The sequence below is a fragment of the uncultured Tateyamaria sp. genome (assembly GCF_947503045.1).
Classification (GTDB): Bacteria; Pseudomonadota; Alphaproteobacteria; order Rhodobacterales; family Rhodobacteraceae; genus Tateyamaria.
Genome location: NZ_CANNCF010000003.1, coordinates 435,211 through 450,193 on the forward strand (window position 1 = coordinate 435,211; position 14,983 = coordinate 450,193).

Consider the following 14,983-nt stretch of genomic DNA (forward strand, 5'->3'; position numbering starts at 1 on the left):
TGTAACCCATTGAAATCCCTGACTCCGAAATATGTCCCAGCGTGGGACACCTCTTTCAGCCCCTACTTCACCGCCCCGGCTGCCATCCCCTTGATGATGTATTTCTCAAGGAAAATCGCCACGATCACCAGCGGCAGGATCGCCGCCGAAGAGAGCGCCGCCATCGACCACCAGTTGATCCCCTGAGACCCCGTCTGCGAGGCCACCATCACCGGCAAGGTCGTCGCATTGGTGGCCGTCAGAAGGGCCGCGAAAAAGTATTCGTTCCAGCACAGAACGAGGCTCAGAATAAACGCCGCCACCATCCCCGGCAGCGCGATGGGCAGCACGATCTGAAAGAACGATCCCCAGATGCCCAAGCCGTCCACAAGGGCCGCCTCCTCCAGTTCCACCGGGATCCCCTGAAACTGGTCCCGCATGATCCAGATCACGATGGGCAGCACCATCAGCGTGTAAAGCAGGATCAGCCCAATCCGGCTGTCCAGCAGGGCCAGCGATTTGTAGAGCACGAGGAACGGCAGGGCGAGGACCACGGGAGGCAGGATCATCTGGCTGAGGAAAAAGAACGAGATGTCCGAATTTCGCATGAACCCGAACCGGTAGTTGAACCGCGACAGCCCATAGGCCGCGAGAGAGCCGAGGATCACCGCGAGCAGTGAGGCCGAAATGGCCACGACGGTGCTGTTCCAGAAGCGCTTGAGGAATTCCTCGCGCACGGTCGACACCTCTCCGATCAGGCGGGGCGAGATGCCGATGGATTCCCAGCCCTTCCAGCGCGGCGAGAAATCCCACCACGGGATCAGGTTGCCCTTCATCACGTCCGGCGCCAGTTTGAACGAGGTGGTGATCGTCCAGAAGATCGGGAACAGGCAGATGATCGCCCAGGTGATGAGCGCGGCATAGATCGCGACCCGACTGGCCCACCATTTGGTGCGGATGCGGGCCTCGCCCTCGTGATCCTTCATGACCGCGCTCATGCCGGACGCTCCATCCAGCGGCTGACCAGTTTCAGCAGAAGGGTCACGAAGATCACGATCAGAACGAGGTAGACCATGGCAAGCAACGTGCCGTAGCCGACGTTCGATCGATCCCGGTATTCACGGAAAATGAAACTGGTCACCGAATCCGTCGCACCCCCGGGCCCGCCGGAGGTGACGTTGATGATCACATCGGCAAGCTTGAGTTTAAAGATGATGCGGATCACCACGGCTGTCACCGACACCGGCAGCATGAGGGGAAAGATCACCTCTTTGAAGCTTTGCCAGCCCGAGGCGCCATCCACCTTCGAGGCTTCGATGACCTCGGAAGGCAAGGCCTGCAACCCGGCCAGCAGCATGATCATCATAAAAGGGATGAAGGTCCATGCATCCATCGCCATGATCATGAACCGCGCAATCTCGGGCGAGCCGAAAAAGCTGGGCTCGAACCCCAGTTCGCGGATGACGCGGGAAATGGGACCAAAGCGGACCTCGAGCATCGACTTGCCGATCATCCAGCTGACGGCCACGGGGCTGAGCATGAGCGGCAACAGGAATACCACCCGAAAGAATTTGCGCGCCCGGATTTGCGCGTTGAGCAGCAGGGCCAGACCAAAGGCGATCACGTATTCCACGCTGACCGCCAACACGTAATAGACCATGTTTTTCAACGCGTTCCAGTAAAACCCATCGTTCCACATCTGCACCATATTGTCCCAACCGTTGGGTTGCGGTCCGTTGGGCGAGGCAAGGTTCCAGTCGGTGAACGAGATGTAGAGCGCGAAGAGCAGCGGGAAGACAACGAGGCTGATCACGAAAAGCGCGGCGGGCAGCACGAACAGCGTGCGCTTGCCCTTTTCTCCATTCACGATCACCTGAGCGGCACATAAGCAAAAAGCCCAGAGGACGTATGCGTAGAGCACGGGCCGCCATGTCTCGAAACCTGAGGCCACGCGTCCGGTTTCAAACATCATCTGCCAGATCGCCAACCCGGCGCACAGCGCTGCCGCACCCCACACCATCATCTTGCCCAGACGGCGGCGGCTGTCCGAGATATTGTCGGCCGTGACAGTGTGCAGAAGGTCGCCTTCGGTCGTGCTCATGATGTGACGTTAACGAGGGTCGGCTGAGCTGTTAAGGGGGCAAATTCAATGTTGGCGGTTGCCGTTCCAGTCACGCGGCCCAAGAAATGCACCCCGGACTGACGGGGCCATGCACGCACAAGTCCTCCCGAACGCGAAAAATCCGTGCTATACGGCAACCCATGGCTGAGATCATGACAGAGACGCCCGCCCGTCGGGTCGAACCGCACCTGTTTGCAATCGTTCTGGTGCCTGTTGCCATCTATGCGACCCATTCGCTGATCGGCGATCATCTGATGCCTGCCGACCTCGATGTGCCCGCTGATATTCTGCAAGAGGGACGCCACTGGGTGGAGGCGGCGGGCCGCTATCGCTTTCTGGCCACGACATGGTTTTTTGGGGCCGTTTCGGTGCTTGCTGCCGTGATGTTGGCCCGTACGCTGGTGCGGCCCATGGCGCAGAGCACGCGGGTTGCGGCACTCATTACCTTTGCCTTCATCCTTTTGCTGACCGCACTGCCCGCCCTGCGCGGGTTCGGCGATATCGACGGCGGTCAGGTCTATGACCGGTTGGGATCAGCCGTCTACGAGGGCGTCATGGCGCGCGGCACGCTGCGGGGCTGTGGTTCGGCAGATGATGTCTGGCTGCTTGGCACCTGTGGCGAGGCCCCGGTCATTGCCATGTTCAGCAGTGTCGTGGACGTGGTCAACATTTTCGCAGGGCTTGCCCTTGGGGCGATGATCGTCGGTATGATCCTGTGCCTGAACAGCCGCCCCTGCAGGACCATCGAAGAGCAGGCCGCGCTGCTTGCCGACAACCTCAAGCAGATGCGCCAGCAGTTGTACCTGTCCGGGCTCGTTCTGACCTTTGGCATGCTCTATGCGACCAGTTGGATTTACTGGCCGCTGCAACTTGTGCAAGAGGCTGAGCGCGAAGCTTATGGCGCGTTGTTGCTGTCCGCCGCGCTTTATACAGGCACCTATTTCAGTCTGCTGATCCTCAGCTTTTACCTGCCCGTCGCCTTTATTTTGGACTCGCGTGTGAAGTCACTGGCCGAACGGGCAACCAATGACGCCCCGACGGGCGAACCGCTGGACGTGGGGACCTGGCGCAAGGCCCGCGGGTTGACCGAGGGCGCGGGTGATTACCTGCGTGCAGGTCTTGCACTCACATCCCCGATCCTTGCGGCTTTTGCCGGGGGGATTTCTCCGCTCTCGCTGTAACATGAATGAAAAAGGCGCAGCCTCGCAGCCGCGCCTTTCCCTGGTTCTCAGACCGTCGTTACAGTCCCAACGACGCCTTATACACCGCAATCTGGCTGTCCCGCCCGATCTGGTCGGTGATCTTTTCCCACGCCGCTGCAATCGCATCCGCGGTTTCCTGAGCGGAGCCATATTGACCGGCATAGCCCTTGGCCAACTCGTCCTCGGCAACCGAATAGTATTGGAAAATTCCCGGAATCCGGGGCTCGATCGCCGCGTTCGGGTGGTTGTAGCTGTCCGCGTTGGAGCCGAGGTAGTCCTCGACGTAAGCGCGGTCATAGCCTGCCTCTTCCCACTCTTCGAACTGGAAGTGCGAGTTGCGGTAGGGTTGGAAGCCCGACGGATAGGCCGAAGCCCAGAGCGACAGGTCCTTGCCACCCAGATGGGCAGCGGCGGACCATGCTGCCTTCTTCTTCTTCTCGTCGCCTTCGACCGTGGCCATGACGTAAACGCCCCAGCCGATATAGGCCATGTTGGGGGCCTCGTTGCGGGTGTCCTCCCACGCGCCGGATTGGGCGTTGTAAACGCGGTCCGAGGCCGGGTTGACGCCAAAGCCGACGACATCGCCGACCACCGAAGTGTCGGACGTGCGTGCGGATGATCCCACATCACCCCACCACATCAGCATGGAGCCGGTGCCTGCGAGGAACTGCTGGAAGGCGGTTGTGCCTGGGTCTGCGTTGATCTGATCGGTGGGGTAGGCGCCCGCCTCGATCAGGTCCATCACGTCCTGAATCGCCTGCACCCAGGCCGGGTTGTTGACCATGGGCTTCATCGTGTCGGGTTCAAACAGCCATGCGGGTGAATTGGGGTGCTTGGCATAGGCCGAGGCGCGATTTTCGAGGAAGTAGAAGCCGAAACCACCCCAGCCTTTCAGTGGATCAAGATAACCATGGGCTGGCAGACCTGTGAGGGGGTCTTCCTTGCCGACGAGGTCCTTGGAGACTTGGTTGATTTCCTGCCACGTGGTCGGAACCTCTGCGCCACCGATGCCGTCGTCACCGAAGTAATCCTTACGATACGCAAACGTATGGCAGTCGCCGTCGATCGACACGCGATAGGTCTTGCCATCCCACGTACCGACGGGGGCCTTGAGGTAATCCACATAATCGTCCATGTCGATCTGCTCTTTGACCCAATCCGGCATCTCCGAGGCCAGGCCCTTGCCCAGCACGTCACCCTCGAACGGCGCGCCCATTTCGATGATGTCGAAATCGACCGTGCCGGTGGCAATGGATTGCTGCAGGCGCGCGTTATAGTCGGCCTGGGCGAGGTCGATCCAGTTGATCTTGGCGCCTGTATAGGCCTCCCACGGCTTCAGGAACCCGCGGAACAGGAAGTTGTGCAGGTTCTGGTTGTTGAGCCCCATGAAGGTCAACTCGACCCCCGCGAACTCGCCCTCGGCGACGTTTCCCTTGGTCGCACCAAGGCACATTTCGCCGACTTTCTGCCAGTCACTGTCGGTGGGCGATCCCGCACCCACGCCCGGAATTTTCAGGATCTCGGCGCGCACATTGCTGTGCCCATCGGCCAATGCCGTCTTTGGCATCATCGCCGCCGCACCAAGGGCCGCTGACCCTTTCAGCATCTGGCGGCGGTTCATTTTCTGCGCAGCGCGGATGTAATTATAGAGTTCGACTTTCACGTTTATCCTCCCAATAAAACATTTGATCGTTTTTGGCGCAGGCTGCGGATCAGGCCGGAAATTACTTTTATTTATGAACAGGCTGTGACTGGCCGCTCCCCCACGAGAATCCGAGTATGGTCGATCCTTACCCCAAGTCAACTGAACTGATGCAATGGGCGTGGACAGGGCAAACCGCATTGTCTAGCATCCAAAGTCGAGGTGGGGGACATCCGGGCATGGCAGGCGTCAAGATTGAATATATCCGCAAGTCCTATGGCGCGGTCGAGGTCATTCACGGGCTGAATGTCGACATTACCGATGGCGAATTCGTCGCCCTTGTCGGCCCCTCTGGATGCGGCAAATCCACCCTGTTGCGCATGATTGCGGGTCTTGAGCCCATCGACAGCGGCACCATCGCCATTGGCGAGCGCGTGGTGAACAACCTGCCGCCCTCGCAGCGCGACATCGCGATGGTGTTTCAGACCTACGCGCTCTATCCGCACAAATCGGTGGCCGAAAACATGGGCTTTGCCCTCAAGGTCTCTAAAACTCCACGTGCCGAGATTGACGCCCGCGTGCGCGAAGCCGCCGAGATCCTGAGCCTCACCGACTATCTGGACCGCAAGCCGCGCCATCTGTCCGGCGGGCAGCGCCAGCGCGTCGCGATGGGCCGCGCCATTGTCCGCGACCCGCAGGTGTTTCTGTTTGACGAACCACTCTCGAACCTTGATGCCAAGTTGCGCATACAGATGCGTACGGAGATCAAGGAACTGCATCAGCGCCTCAAGACGACTACGGTTTTCGTTACCCATGACCAGATCGAGGCGATGACGCTCGCCGACCGGATCGTAGTCATGCAAGGGGGCCGGATCGAGCAGATCGGCACGCCGCTCGAACTTTATGACAACCCGGTCAACGACTTTGTCGCGACATTTATCGGTGCACCTTCGATGAACCTGCTGCGCGCTGAGCGCAGCGATGGCACCATTACCCTTGGCCCACAACACCTGCCCGGCCCTGCAGGCAGTGGCGCGGTCAAGCTGGGCGTGCGCCCCGAACACCTGATCCTGGCCGAAGATGGCGTTCCCATGCAGGTCAAGGTGGTCGAACCGACAGGTGCCGAAACCATGGTCTTTCTGCGCTTTGAGGGGCAGGACGTCACGGCCGTATTTCGCGAACGCCACAGTTTTGCCCCCGGCGAGACGATCCACCTCAAACCCGATCCCGACCACATCCACGTCTTTGACGCCGACACCGGCCAGCGGCTGGATTAGGCAGGATGGCCCCGCGCACCATCCTGTGTTTTGGCGACAGCAACACCCATGGGACTCTGGCGATGCGCCATATGGGGGATCGCCGCCGCCTTGCGCGGGCTGAACGCTGGCCCTCGGTCATGGGTGCGGCTCTAGGCCCCGATTGGGAGGTGATCGCCGAAGGGCACCCGGGCCGCACCACCGTGTTTGAGGACCCGATCGAGGGCGAACACAAAAGCGGCCTGCGCACCCTGCCCGCCCTTTTGGAAACCCATCGCCCCATTGATCTCGTGCTGCTGATGCTGGGCACCAATGATCTCAAGGCGCGGTTCGGCCTTACGGCCTTTGACATCGCGCTTGGGGTGCAGCGGCTGGCGCTGGATGTGCGCCGCTCTGACAGCGGCCCGGACGGCGCGCCACCACAGGTGATGCTGGTCGCCCCGGTCAAGGCGGTCGAGGCCGGGTGCCTTGCCCCGATATTCACCGGATGCGCCGAGACCTCCGCTGCGCTGCCCGCCCATCTGTCGCAAATCGCAACGGCCCACGGGTTTGGCTTTGCCGATGCCAATGCGGTGGCTAGGGTCGATCCGGTCGACGGCATCCATCTGAGCGCCGAAAGCCACGCCGCAATTGGCGCGCATCTGGCGCAGGCCGTCACTGATTTCATGCCGTAACCAAACAGGGGAAGATACATGCTCAAGGGAATTGATCCGTTACTGAACGCCGATGTGCTTTATGCGCTGCGCGCGATGGGCCATGGGGATGATCTGATCATCTCGGATACCAACTTTCCCGCCGACAGCGTCGCACGCGAAACGGTGCTGGGCGAAGTGCTGCGCATCGACCGCCCGGCTGCCGAGGTGGTCCGGGCTGTTCTGTCGCTCTATCCCATCGACACTTTCGTTGATGATGCCGCCGCGCGGATGGAGGTCGTGGATGAACCGGATACACTCCTGCCTGTCATGGACGAGGTGCAGGCCGAGGTCACCGCCGCCGGAGGGCCGACCCTGATGGGCATCGAACGTTTCTCCTTTTACGACCGCGCCAAACAGGCCTATGCGGTGATCCAGACCGGCGAGCGGCGGTTTTACGGCTGCTTTGCCCTGCGCAAGGGTGTCATCCCGCCAGACGAGGGTTGAGCCATGGGAAGGGTCGTTATTCTTGGCGTTTTCGTGGCTGACACCGCTTACCGCGCCGCGCGCATGCCCCGGATGGGCGAGACGGTCATGGGCAACGCCTTTGCCCTCGGGCCCGGCGGCAAAGGGTCGAACCAGGCCGTGGCCTGCGCCCGGATCGGGGCGGACACGCATATGATTTCGCAGCTCGGGCAGGACGATTTCGCGCGGCTGGCATTGGACACATGGGCCGGGGCCGGTGTGACCGCCCATGTCAGGCAGCGCGCCAGCAGTTACACCGGGGCGGCCTTCATCTTTGTCGACGAGGCGACAGGGGATAACGCGATCATCGTCTCACCCGGTGCGGCGGCACTGATCACCGCCGCAGACATTGACGCGCATGCGGGCCTGATCGCGGGGGCAGATGTGTTTGTCACCCAGCTTGAACAACCGATGGAGGCGGCGATGCGGGGCCTTGAAATTGCCCGGGCCGCAGGCGTGACCACCATCCTCAACCCCGCCCCCGCAGCCCCCCTGCCCGAGGGCATGCTCGCCTTGTGCGACTACGTCACTCCGAACGAGACCGAGTGCGAGGCGCTGACCGGCATCGCCGTGCGGGACGCGGCAGATGCAGCACGCGCCTGCGCTGCTTTGCGCGATCTGGGGGTGAAGACCCCGATCATCACCATGGGCGAACAGGGTGCCTATCTGGATGGACACGGGCTGGTACCTGCAGTCAACGCAGGACCCGTTGTGGAAACCACGGGGGCCGGAGATGCCTTTAACGGTGCCTTTGCCGCGGCCTTGTCCGAGGGGCGCACGCCGGTTGAGGCCGTGCAATACGGCTGCGCGACGGCAGGCATTTCCGTGACCCGGGCAGGCACCGCTCCGTCAATGCCGGAGCGGGCCGAAGTGGACGCGCTGCTGGGCTAAGCAGTCTCAGCGCGCGCCGTTCACGTTCAGGAATACCGAGTACAGTGACGTTGTGCCGGTGATGAACAGCCGGTTCAGCTTGGGCCCGCCAAAACAGACGTTGGATACGATCTCGGGGATGTGGATCTTGCCGATCAGCGTGCCATCAGTGTCGATGCAATGCACCCCGTCCTCGGAGGAGGACCAGATGCGCCCGTCCCGATCAAAGCGGAACCCGTCAAACAGACCCGCCGTGCACTCGGCAAAGACCTCTCCGCCCGTCAGCGATGTGCCGTCCGCGCTGAGCGTGTGACGCCGGATGTGCTTGGGTCCGCCGGGCGTGTGCGTGGCTCCGGTGTCGGCGATGAACAGCTCGGATTCGTCGGGGGAAAAGGCGAGGCCATTGGGCTTGACGTAGTCGGTGGTGACCTGGGTCAGACCTTCGGTCTCAGGATCCCAGCGATAGACATGGCAGGCCCCGATCTCACTTTCGGCCCGCTCGCCCTCGTAATCCATCAGGATGCCATAGCTCGGATCGGTGAACCAGACGGAGCCATCCGACTTTACCACCACATCATTGGGCGAATTCAAACGCTTGCCTTCGAAACTGTCCGCCAACACCTTGATAGAGCCGTCAAATTCCGTGCGCGTCACGCGCCGGGTCAGATGCTCGCAGGACACAAGGCGGCCTTGGGTGTCTACCGTGTGCCCGTTGGTGTTGTTGGACGGTTCGCGGAACACCGACACCGATCCGTCGGTTTCGTCCCAGCGCATCATGCGATTGTTGGGAATGTCGGACCAGACAAGGTAGCGCCCGGCGGCGAAATAAGCTGGCCCCTCGACCCAGCGCCCGCCGGTCCAGAGCCGCTCGACCTTGACGTGACCGATGAAACAGGCCTCGAACCGCGGGTCGAGCACTTCGAAACCGGTGCCTTCAATGGTGCCAAACATGCATGCTCTCCTTGGGCGGGATCAGTTGACGGGTGTCAGCAATGGGGTTCCGGCAAAATAGGCCGCAAGATTGTCGCGTTGCAACTGCCCCATGACCTTGCGCGTCTCGACCGTGCCCGACGACTGGTGCGGCGACAAAAGCACGTTGTCGAGCGCAAGAAAGCGCGGGTCTAAGTCGGGCTCGTTCAGGAAGACATCAAGCGCGGCCCGGCCCAGACCGCCGCTTTCCAGCGCATCCAGCAGCGCGCCTTCGTCCAGCGTGGTGCCGCGCGAGGCGTTGACCAGAAATCCATCCGGACCAAGGGCGGCAATCGCTTCTGCGCCGACGATCCCGATGGTCTCCGGCCCGCCCGACACGCAGACGATCAGGCTGTCGACAGCGCCTGCAAGGCTCACGATGTCGCCGTGGTGGGTCCAGCCGGGCGTGTCCTTGGGCGACCGCGCAAAATAGTGGATATCGCAGCCAAAGGGCACCAAACGCTCAGCCACGGCCCGCCCGATCCGGCCCAGTCCGACAACGCCGACGCGGCTGCCCGACACCTTGCGCTGCAACCCGTAGGCACCGTTCTTGGCCCAGTTGCCCGACCTGATCCAGTCAGAGGCTCCGGTCATACCCCGCGCGCCAGCAATCAGCATGCCCACGGCCAGATCGGCCACATCTTCGGTCAGCACGTCCGGCGTGTTGCTGACCCTGATGCCGCGCGACGTGGCGTGGGCCACGTCAATCGTGTCATAGCCCACCCCGTAATTTGCGATCATGCCAAGCTTGGGAAAGGCATCCATGACGGCCGCCCCCAGATGGTCGTGCCCGCGAAAGGCAAATGCCTCGACCGTGTCGAACGCCTCTTGCGGCAGGCTGTCCAGCGATGCGCCATGGGGCAAGTTGTAGACCGTGTATTCGGCCTCCATCGGGACAACATCCCAGTCGTCATAGGTTTCAAATGTCAGGATCGAGCGTTTTGTCATGGATTTTCCGTTCTTTGGTTGCGCCATGGGGGAATATCGAACCGGTGAGGTCAATGATTCTGGGCGATTTTCCTGTGCCGTGGTCGGCGCCGCACATCCGCGCAAGAGATTGCAGGACCAGTCAAATCGCCACATTGTCCATATCTGCTGCGCGCGCAAGGGTGGTGGTCCGTGCCCTGTCAGCCTGCGGCTGTCGCCTTGCCTGTGGTTTACAGAGGAGAAATGGCCTTTGCTTGAGATCGGTTCTGTAAAGAAGTCCTATGGTGACGGTGCGGCCAGAGTTCCGGTTCTGCGCGGGGTCAGCCTTGAGCTTGGCGCCGGCCAAACACTTGCTCTGACAGGTGAATCCGGTAGTGGCAAAAGCACGTTGCTGCATATTGCGGCCGGGCTGGAAGCGCCGGACAGCGGCGCGGTGCGCGTCCTTGGGCAGGACCTGACGGCGATGGATGACAGCGCGCGCGCCACGTTTCGGCGCACTGAAATCGCGCTGGTCTTTCAGCAGTTCAACCTGATCCCATCGCTAAGCGTTGCGGCAAATATCTCGTTTCAGGCTGCCCTGTCGGGTCGCGTGGATCAGCCCTATATCGACCGGCTGGTGCAGGCCCTCGGCCTTGCCGATCACATGAAAAAGTACCCCGAGGCCCTGTCGGGCGGACAACAACAGCGTGTCGCAATCGCCCGTGCACTGGCCGCCAAGCCAAAGCTGATGCTGGCCGACGAACCCACAGGCAACCTTGACGAACAGACCGCAGATGCAGTGCTGGACCAAATGCTGGAACTGGTTTCCTTGAGCGATGCATCCCTGCTGGTCGTGACCCATTCGCCAAAAATCGCGGCGCGGATGGGGCGGACCCTGCATCTGGCCGGTGGGCAGGTGGTATGATCCGCACCTGTCTTGTGGCCCTCTTGTCCCATTGGCGGCGCAACCCGATCCAGCTGTTTGCCTATCTGGCAGGTCTGGCCATCGCGACGGGGTTGTGGTCGGGCGTGCAGGCCATCAACTCCGAAGCGCGCGCCAGCTATGATGCCGCCGCAGCCACATTGGGCGAGGGTCAATTCGATCGTCTGATCCCGCGACAGGGCGATGCCATTGCCCAAGAGACGTTTGTGGTCCTGAGACGCGCGGGCTGGCTGGTGTCCCCGGTTCTGGACGTGACCCTGAACGACGTGCGCGTGATCGGGGTTGACCCGGTGACGTCCCCCACAGGCCTTGGTGGTGTAACCCCGCCCGAGGGCACGAGCCTGTTTACGACCGGGCCGGACACACGCCTGTTTGCCAACCGAAACAGCGCGCGGGCTCTGGGGGATCTGGCGCAGGTTATCATCGACGACACCGTCGCACCCGGCATCGCTATCGGGGACATCGGCGCCGTCCAGCGCCTGTCAGGACGCAATGATCTTTCGACCCTTGTTCTATTGCCCGAACAGCCCCTCGTCCAACCCGATCTTGCCAGCATCGCCCCGGACCTCAGGTTGCAACCCTCGCAGCAGGTCGCGGATGTCGCGCAACTGACCGACAGCTTTCACCTCAACCTCACCGCCTTTGGGCTGCTCAGTTTTGCGGTCGGGTTGTTCATCGTGCACAGCACCATCGGCCTCGCCTTTGAACAGCGGCGCGGGATGATCCGCACCATCCGCTCGCTCGGGGTGCCGCTGCGGGTTCTGGTGGGGTTGATCGTGGTCGAGATGCTGGCGCTGGCGGCCATCGGGGCGGTGATCGGCATCCTTTTGGGCTATCTCATGGCGGCGTTGCTGTTGCCGGACGTGGCAGCGACCTTGCGCGGACTTTACGGCGCACAGGTGTCGGGCACCCTGACCCTGCGCCCCGAATGGTGGCTTTCAGGCTTTCTGCTTGCCATGCTGGGCACTGCATTCGCTTTGGCCGGGCGCATCTGGCAGGTGGCGAGTATGCCGCTTTTGGCCAGCGCGCGGCCGCGCGCGTGGGTGATGTCGGGCGCGGCGCGGTTCAGTGCGCAGGCTATCGTGGCCTGCGTCTTGCTGAGTGCGGCGGCCGTTCTGGTGATTGTCGCCGAAGGACTGATCCTCGCCTTTGCACTTTTGGGCTGCCTTCTGATCGGCGGCGCGCTCGCCCTGCCCGTCATTGCCGCCCGCGCGCTGGCGTGGATCGAGCGGGGTGCAACCCGCCCGATCTGGCAGTGGTTCTGGGCCGACACCCGCCAACAGCTGCCCGGTCTCAGCCTCGCGCTGATGGCCCTGTTGCTTGCGGTCGCGGCCAATGTGGGCGTGTCGACCATGGTGTCGAGTTTCCGGCTGACCTTTGTCGGGTTTCTGGATCAGCGCCTTGCGCCGGAACTGTTTGTACAGGCCGAAACGCCACAGGAAAGTGCCGCACTTGATGCATTCCTGACCCGCGAGGGGATCGAGGCCTTGCCCCTGCGCTCAACCCCGACACAGATCGAGGGCCAATCGGTGCGCCTGTTCGGCGTACGCGTCGGTTCGACCTATCGCGTAAGCTGGGTGTTTCTGGCTGAGCGCCCGCAGGTCTGGGACGACGTTGCCGATGGCGCGGCGGTGATCGTGAACGAACAACTGGCCCGGCGCGGCAATCTGTGGGTTGGTGACATGGTCGAAGTCGCTCCGACCGTCACCCTGCCCATTGCCGCCGTGGTGGGGGATTACGGCAATCCGCAAGGGCAGGTGGTGATGTCCGAGGCGCTGTTTGAAACCTTGCATCCCGACAGCTATCCCGGTCAGTACGGGATACGCACCGATGACGTGACAGCCTTGCGCCAGCGCATCGCGGACGAGGTCGGGATTGCCAAGAATGCCATGATCCATCAGGCCGCGATCAAGGCCGCGTCCCTTGAGGTGTTCGAGCGGACATTCACGGTTACCGCCGCGCTCAACGTTCTGACCCTCGGGGTCGCTGGATTTGCCATCCTGATGAGCCTTTTGACGCTGGCCGACTTGCGCGTCCCGCAGCTTGCGCCTGTTTGGGCGATGGGTGTGACGCGCCGCCGCCTTGGTGGTTTGGAGCTGTTGCGCGCCTTGGGTCTGGCGGGGTTGGTGTTCGTCTTTGCCATCCCGCTTGGCCTTGCGCTGGCTTGGGTGCTGTTGACCCTCGTCAATGTTGAGGCGTTTGGCTGGCAGCTGCCCATGTTCCTGTTTCCGCTGGAATATCTGCGCCTCGGGGCCTATGCACTTGGTGCCGTCACGCTGGCCGCTGCATGGCCCGCGCTGCGGCTGATCCGCACGCCGCCTGCTGCCCTCCTCAAGGTGTTTGCCAATGAACGCTAGGCTGTTTTTCTTGCTGTGTCTCTGGCCGCTCGCCGCCATGGCGCAGGGTTTTTCCGGTCTGGGTTCCGAGGCAGATGCGGAGTTCACCAACCCGGCCCCCGACCCGGCCTTTAACTTTCCCGCCGATCACGGCCCGCACCCGGAGTACCGGATCGAATGGTGGTATCTGACCGCCACGCTCGAGGATGCGGATGGCACGCCCTATGGGTTGCAATGGACACTGTTTCGCACCGCCCTTGCGCCTGGCGAGCGCGACGGTTGGGCCTCGCCCCAGATCTGGTTCGCCCATGCCGCTGTCACCACGCCCGACACCCATCTGGCCACCGAACGCTTTGCCCGCGGCGGCATTGGACAGGCGGGTGTCGAGGCCGCACCGTTCCGTGCATGGATCGACGAATGGGTGCTGAAGGGCCCCGATTTCGACACTCTGATCCTGACCGCCCAAGGCCCCGATTTCGCCTATGACATGGCGCTGACCGCGCAAGGTCCGCTGGTGTTTCACGGGCAAGATGGATACTCGGTCAAATCCGCCGAGGGGCAGGCAAGTTACTATTATTCCCAGCCTTTCTTTGACATCACCGGCACGCTGACCCTGCCGGATGGTGAGGTCGCGGTCAGCGGGCAGGCATGGCTGGATCGCGAATGGTCCTCGCAACCGCTGAGCGAGACGCAGACCGGCTGGGACTGGTTTTCGCTGTCCTTTGATGCGGGCACCAAGTTGATGGGGTTTCAGTTACGCCAGACGGATGGAACGACCTTCAGTTCGGCCACGTGGATCGCAGCGGATGGCACCACGACGCCTTATGCAGACGGCGCATTTACAGCCCGTCCACTGGGTGAAACGCAGGTCGCAGGGCGCAGCCTGCCCACACGCTGGCAGGTCACCTTGCCTGAACGCGGAGTAGATGTGACGGTGAATGCAATGAACCGCGACGCTTGGATGGACCTGTCGATCCACTATTGGGAAGGGCCGGTGGACATCACGGGCAGCCACACGGGCCGGGGATATCTGGAGATGACGGGATATGAGTGATCCAAACGATCTGGGCGCCTTTCTGGACGAGGCCTGGCAACATCTGGAGCGGGGCGTGGCGGATGCCAAATCGCCCGCACGCTTGCCGACCTTTGCCACCGTCTCACCCGGTGGCCGGCCCGAGGTGCGCACCGTGGCGCTGCGCCATGCCGCGCGCGCGCAAAGCGTGCTGGAGGTGCATACCGATATCGAAACACCCAAGATCGCAGCCTTGCGTGTTCTGCCCCGCGCGGGCCTGCATATCTGGCTGGCGGACGCGGATGTGCAAATCCGGATCAGTGCAGATGTCGAGGTGCTGACGGGGGCCGAGATCGACGATCAATGGGCCCGTGTACCACCTGCCTCGCGGGTGTCCTATGGCACGATGCCAGTGCCCGGCACGCCGATCCCGTCGGTCTATGCCTATGAAAAGCCCAGCGAACGGAGTCGCTTTGCCGTGTTGCGCTGCCACATGGTCGAGATGGATCTGGTGCATCTTGGCACGCAACACCGGCGCGCGATCTACACCGCAGCGACGGACTGGCAAGGCACGTGGGTCGCGCCATAG

The 14,983-nt window shown here is 62.2% G+C and carries 14 protein-coding genes; 9 read left to right on the plus strand and 5 right to left on the minus strand.

The features are described from left to right. Nucleotides 1-62: 62 nt before the first annotated feature. Entirely contained in the window at nucleotides 63-977 is a 915-nt protein-coding gene (locus Q1A89_RS15880; RefSeq protein WP_299730356.1) for a carbohydrate ABC transporter permease, read from the minus strand. Beyond that, complete coding sequence (locus Q1A89_RS15885) at nucleotides 974-2,080, minus strand: sugar ABC transporter permease (protein WP_299730359.1); 1,107 nt, start codon at nucleotides 2,078-2,080, stop codon at nucleotides 974-976. Before Q1A89_RS15885 ends, Q1A89_RS15880 begins: the two co-directional genes overlap by 4 nt. Nucleotides 2,081-2,253: 173 nt before the next feature. On the opposite strand from Q1A89_RS15885, the gene Q1A89_RS15890 reads away from it, so the two are divergent. Then, nucleotides 2,254-3,282: a hypothetical protein gene (locus tag Q1A89_RS15890; protein ID WP_299730362.1), complete on the plus strand. Its 1,029-nt coding sequence runs from the start codon at nucleotides 2,254-2,256 to the stop codon at nucleotides 3,280-3,282. A 58-nt stretch (nucleotides 3,283-3,340) separates the two neighbouring features. Here Q1A89_RS15890 and Q1A89_RS15895 read toward each other — a convergent pair whose 3' ends face one another. Then, nucleotides 3,341-4,966: a substrate-binding domain-containing protein gene (locus Q1A89_RS15895; protein ID WP_299730364.1), complete on the minus strand. Its 1,626-nt coding sequence runs from the start codon at nucleotides 4,964-4,966 to the stop codon at nucleotides 3,341-3,343. A gap of 218 nt (nucleotides 4,967-5,184) precedes the next feature. Between Q1A89_RS15895 and ugpC the strand changes: the two genes are divergently transcribed. From ugpC to rbsK, 4 genes are read left to right on the plus strand one after another with little or no spacing between them, the layout of a single operon-like run. Continuing rightward, nucleotides 5,185-6,222: a sn-glycerol-3-phosphate ABC transporter ATP-binding protein UgpC gene (ugpC, locus tag Q1A89_RS15900; RefSeq protein ID WP_299730365.1), complete on the plus strand. Its 1,038-nt coding sequence runs from the start codon at nucleotides 5,185-5,187 to the stop codon at nucleotides 6,220-6,222. Between the two features lie 5 nt (nucleotides 6,223-6,227). Then, on the plus strand, nucleotides 6,228-6,875 hold the full coding sequence (locus Q1A89_RS15905; protein WP_299730366.1) for an SGNH/GDSL hydrolase family protein: 648 nt from the start codon (nucleotides 6,228-6,230) through the stop codon (nucleotides 6,873-6,875). 18 nt (nucleotides 6,876-6,893) lie between these two features. Next, entirely contained in the window at nucleotides 6,894-7,340 is a 447-nt protein-coding gene (locus tag Q1A89_RS15910) for an RbsD/FucU domain-containing protein (protein ID WP_299730367.1), read from the plus strand. 3 nt (nucleotides 7,341-7,343) lie between these two features. Continuing rightward, nucleotides 7,344-8,249, plus strand: coding sequence for a ribokinase (gene rbsK / locus Q1A89_RS15915; protein WP_299730370.1), 906 nt, complete (start codon nucleotides 7,344-7,346; stop codon nucleotides 8,247-8,249). Nucleotides 8,250-8,255: 6 nt separating this feature from the next. Here rbsK and Q1A89_RS15920 read toward each other — a convergent pair whose 3' ends face one another. Together Q1A89_RS15920 and Q1A89_RS15925 are read right to left on the minus strand one after the other, a co-directional pair. After that, a complete protein-coding gene (locus Q1A89_RS15920; RefSeq protein ID WP_299730373.1) occupies nucleotides 8,256-9,179 on the minus strand; it encodes an SMP-30/gluconolactonase/LRE family protein in 924 nt (307 codons plus the stop codon). Between the two features lie 21 nt (nucleotides 9,180-9,200). Next, complete coding sequence (locus tag Q1A89_RS15925; RefSeq protein WP_299730376.1) at nucleotides 9,201-10,145, minus strand: 2-hydroxyacid dehydrogenase; 945 nt, start codon at nucleotides 10,143-10,145, stop codon at nucleotides 9,201-9,203. 229 nt (nucleotides 10,146-10,374) lie between these two features. Here Q1A89_RS15925 and Q1A89_RS15930 point away from each other — a divergent pair, with 229 nt between their 5' ends. Genes Q1A89_RS15930 through Q1A89_RS15945 form a run of 4 tightly spaced genes read left to right on the plus strand, consistent with a single transcriptional unit; the run spans nucleotide 10,375 to nucleotide 14,983 of the window. Further along, nucleotides 10,375-11,028, plus strand: coding sequence for an ABC transporter ATP-binding protein (locus Q1A89_RS15930; protein ID WP_299730379.1), 654 nt, complete (start codon nucleotides 10,375-10,377; stop codon nucleotides 11,026-11,028). Then, nucleotides 11,025-13,403, plus strand: coding sequence for an ABC transporter permease (locus tag Q1A89_RS15935; RefSeq protein ID WP_299730382.1), 2,379 nt, complete (start codon nucleotides 11,025-11,027; stop codon nucleotides 13,401-13,403). The genes Q1A89_RS15930 and Q1A89_RS15935 overlap by 4 nt, the downstream gene beginning before the upstream one ends. After that, entirely contained in the window at nucleotides 13,393-14,436 is a 1,044-nt protein-coding gene (locus tag Q1A89_RS15940) for a lipocalin-like domain-containing protein (RefSeq protein ID WP_299730386.1), read from the plus strand. The genes Q1A89_RS15935 and Q1A89_RS15940 overlap by 11 nt, the downstream gene beginning before the upstream one ends. Further along, nucleotides 14,429-14,983 carry a pyridoxamine 5'-phosphate oxidase family protein gene (locus Q1A89_RS15945; RefSeq protein WP_299730389.1) on the plus strand — a complete coding sequence of 185 codons (555 nt, stop codon included), beginning with the start codon at nucleotides 14,429-14,431 and terminating at the stop codon, nucleotides 14,981-14,983. Before Q1A89_RS15940 ends, Q1A89_RS15945 begins: the two co-directional genes overlap by 8 nt.

Excerpts from the sequence above, each read along its gene's own strand:
- Q1A89_RS15880 (WP_299730356.1), bottom strand. The coding sequence starts at position 977 with ATGAGCGCGGTCATGAAGGATCACGAGGGCGAGGCCCGCATCCGCACC.
- Q1A89_RS15885 (WP_299730359.1), bottom strand. The coding sequence starts at position 2,080 with ATGAGCACGACCGAAGGCGACCTTCTGCACACTGTCACGGCCGACAAT.
- Q1A89_RS15890 (WP_299730362.1), top strand. The coding sequence starts at position 2,254 with ATGACAGAGACGCCCGCCCGTCGGGTCGAACCGCACCTGTTTGCAATC.
- ugpC (WP_299730365.1), top strand. The coding sequence starts at position 5,185 with ATGGCAGGCGTCAAGATTGAATATATCCGCAAGTCCTATGGCGCGGTC.
- Q1A89_RS15905 (WP_299730366.1), top strand. The coding sequence starts at position 6,228 with ATGGCCCCGCGCACCATCCTGTGTTTTGGCGACAGCAACACCCATGGG.
- Q1A89_RS15910 (WP_299730367.1), top strand. The coding sequence starts at position 6,894 with ATGCTCAAGGGAATTGATCCGTTACTGAACGCCGATGTGCTTTATGCG.
- rbsK (WP_299730370.1), top strand. The coding sequence starts at position 7,344 with ATGGGAAGGGTCGTTATTCTTGGCGTTTTCGTGGCTGACACCGCTTAC.
- Q1A89_RS15920 (WP_299730373.1), bottom strand. The coding sequence starts at position 9,179 with ATGTTTGGCACCATTGAAGGCACCGGTTTCGAAGTGCTCGACCCGCGG.
- Q1A89_RS15925 (WP_299730376.1), bottom strand. The coding sequence starts at position 10,145 with ATGACAAAACGCTCGATCCTGACATTTGAAACCTATGACGACTGGGAT.
- Q1A89_RS15935 (WP_299730382.1), top strand. The coding sequence starts at position 11,025 with ATGATCCGCACCTGTCTTGTGGCCCTCTTGTCCCATTGGCGGCGCAAC.
- Q1A89_RS15940 (WP_299730386.1), top strand. The coding sequence starts at position 13,393 with ATGAACGCTAGGCTGTTTTTCTTGCTGTGTCTCTGGCCGCTCGCCGCC.
- Q1A89_RS15945 (WP_299730389.1), top strand. The coding sequence starts at position 14,429 with ATGAGTGATCCAAACGATCTGGGCGCCTTTCTGGACGAGGCCTGGCAA.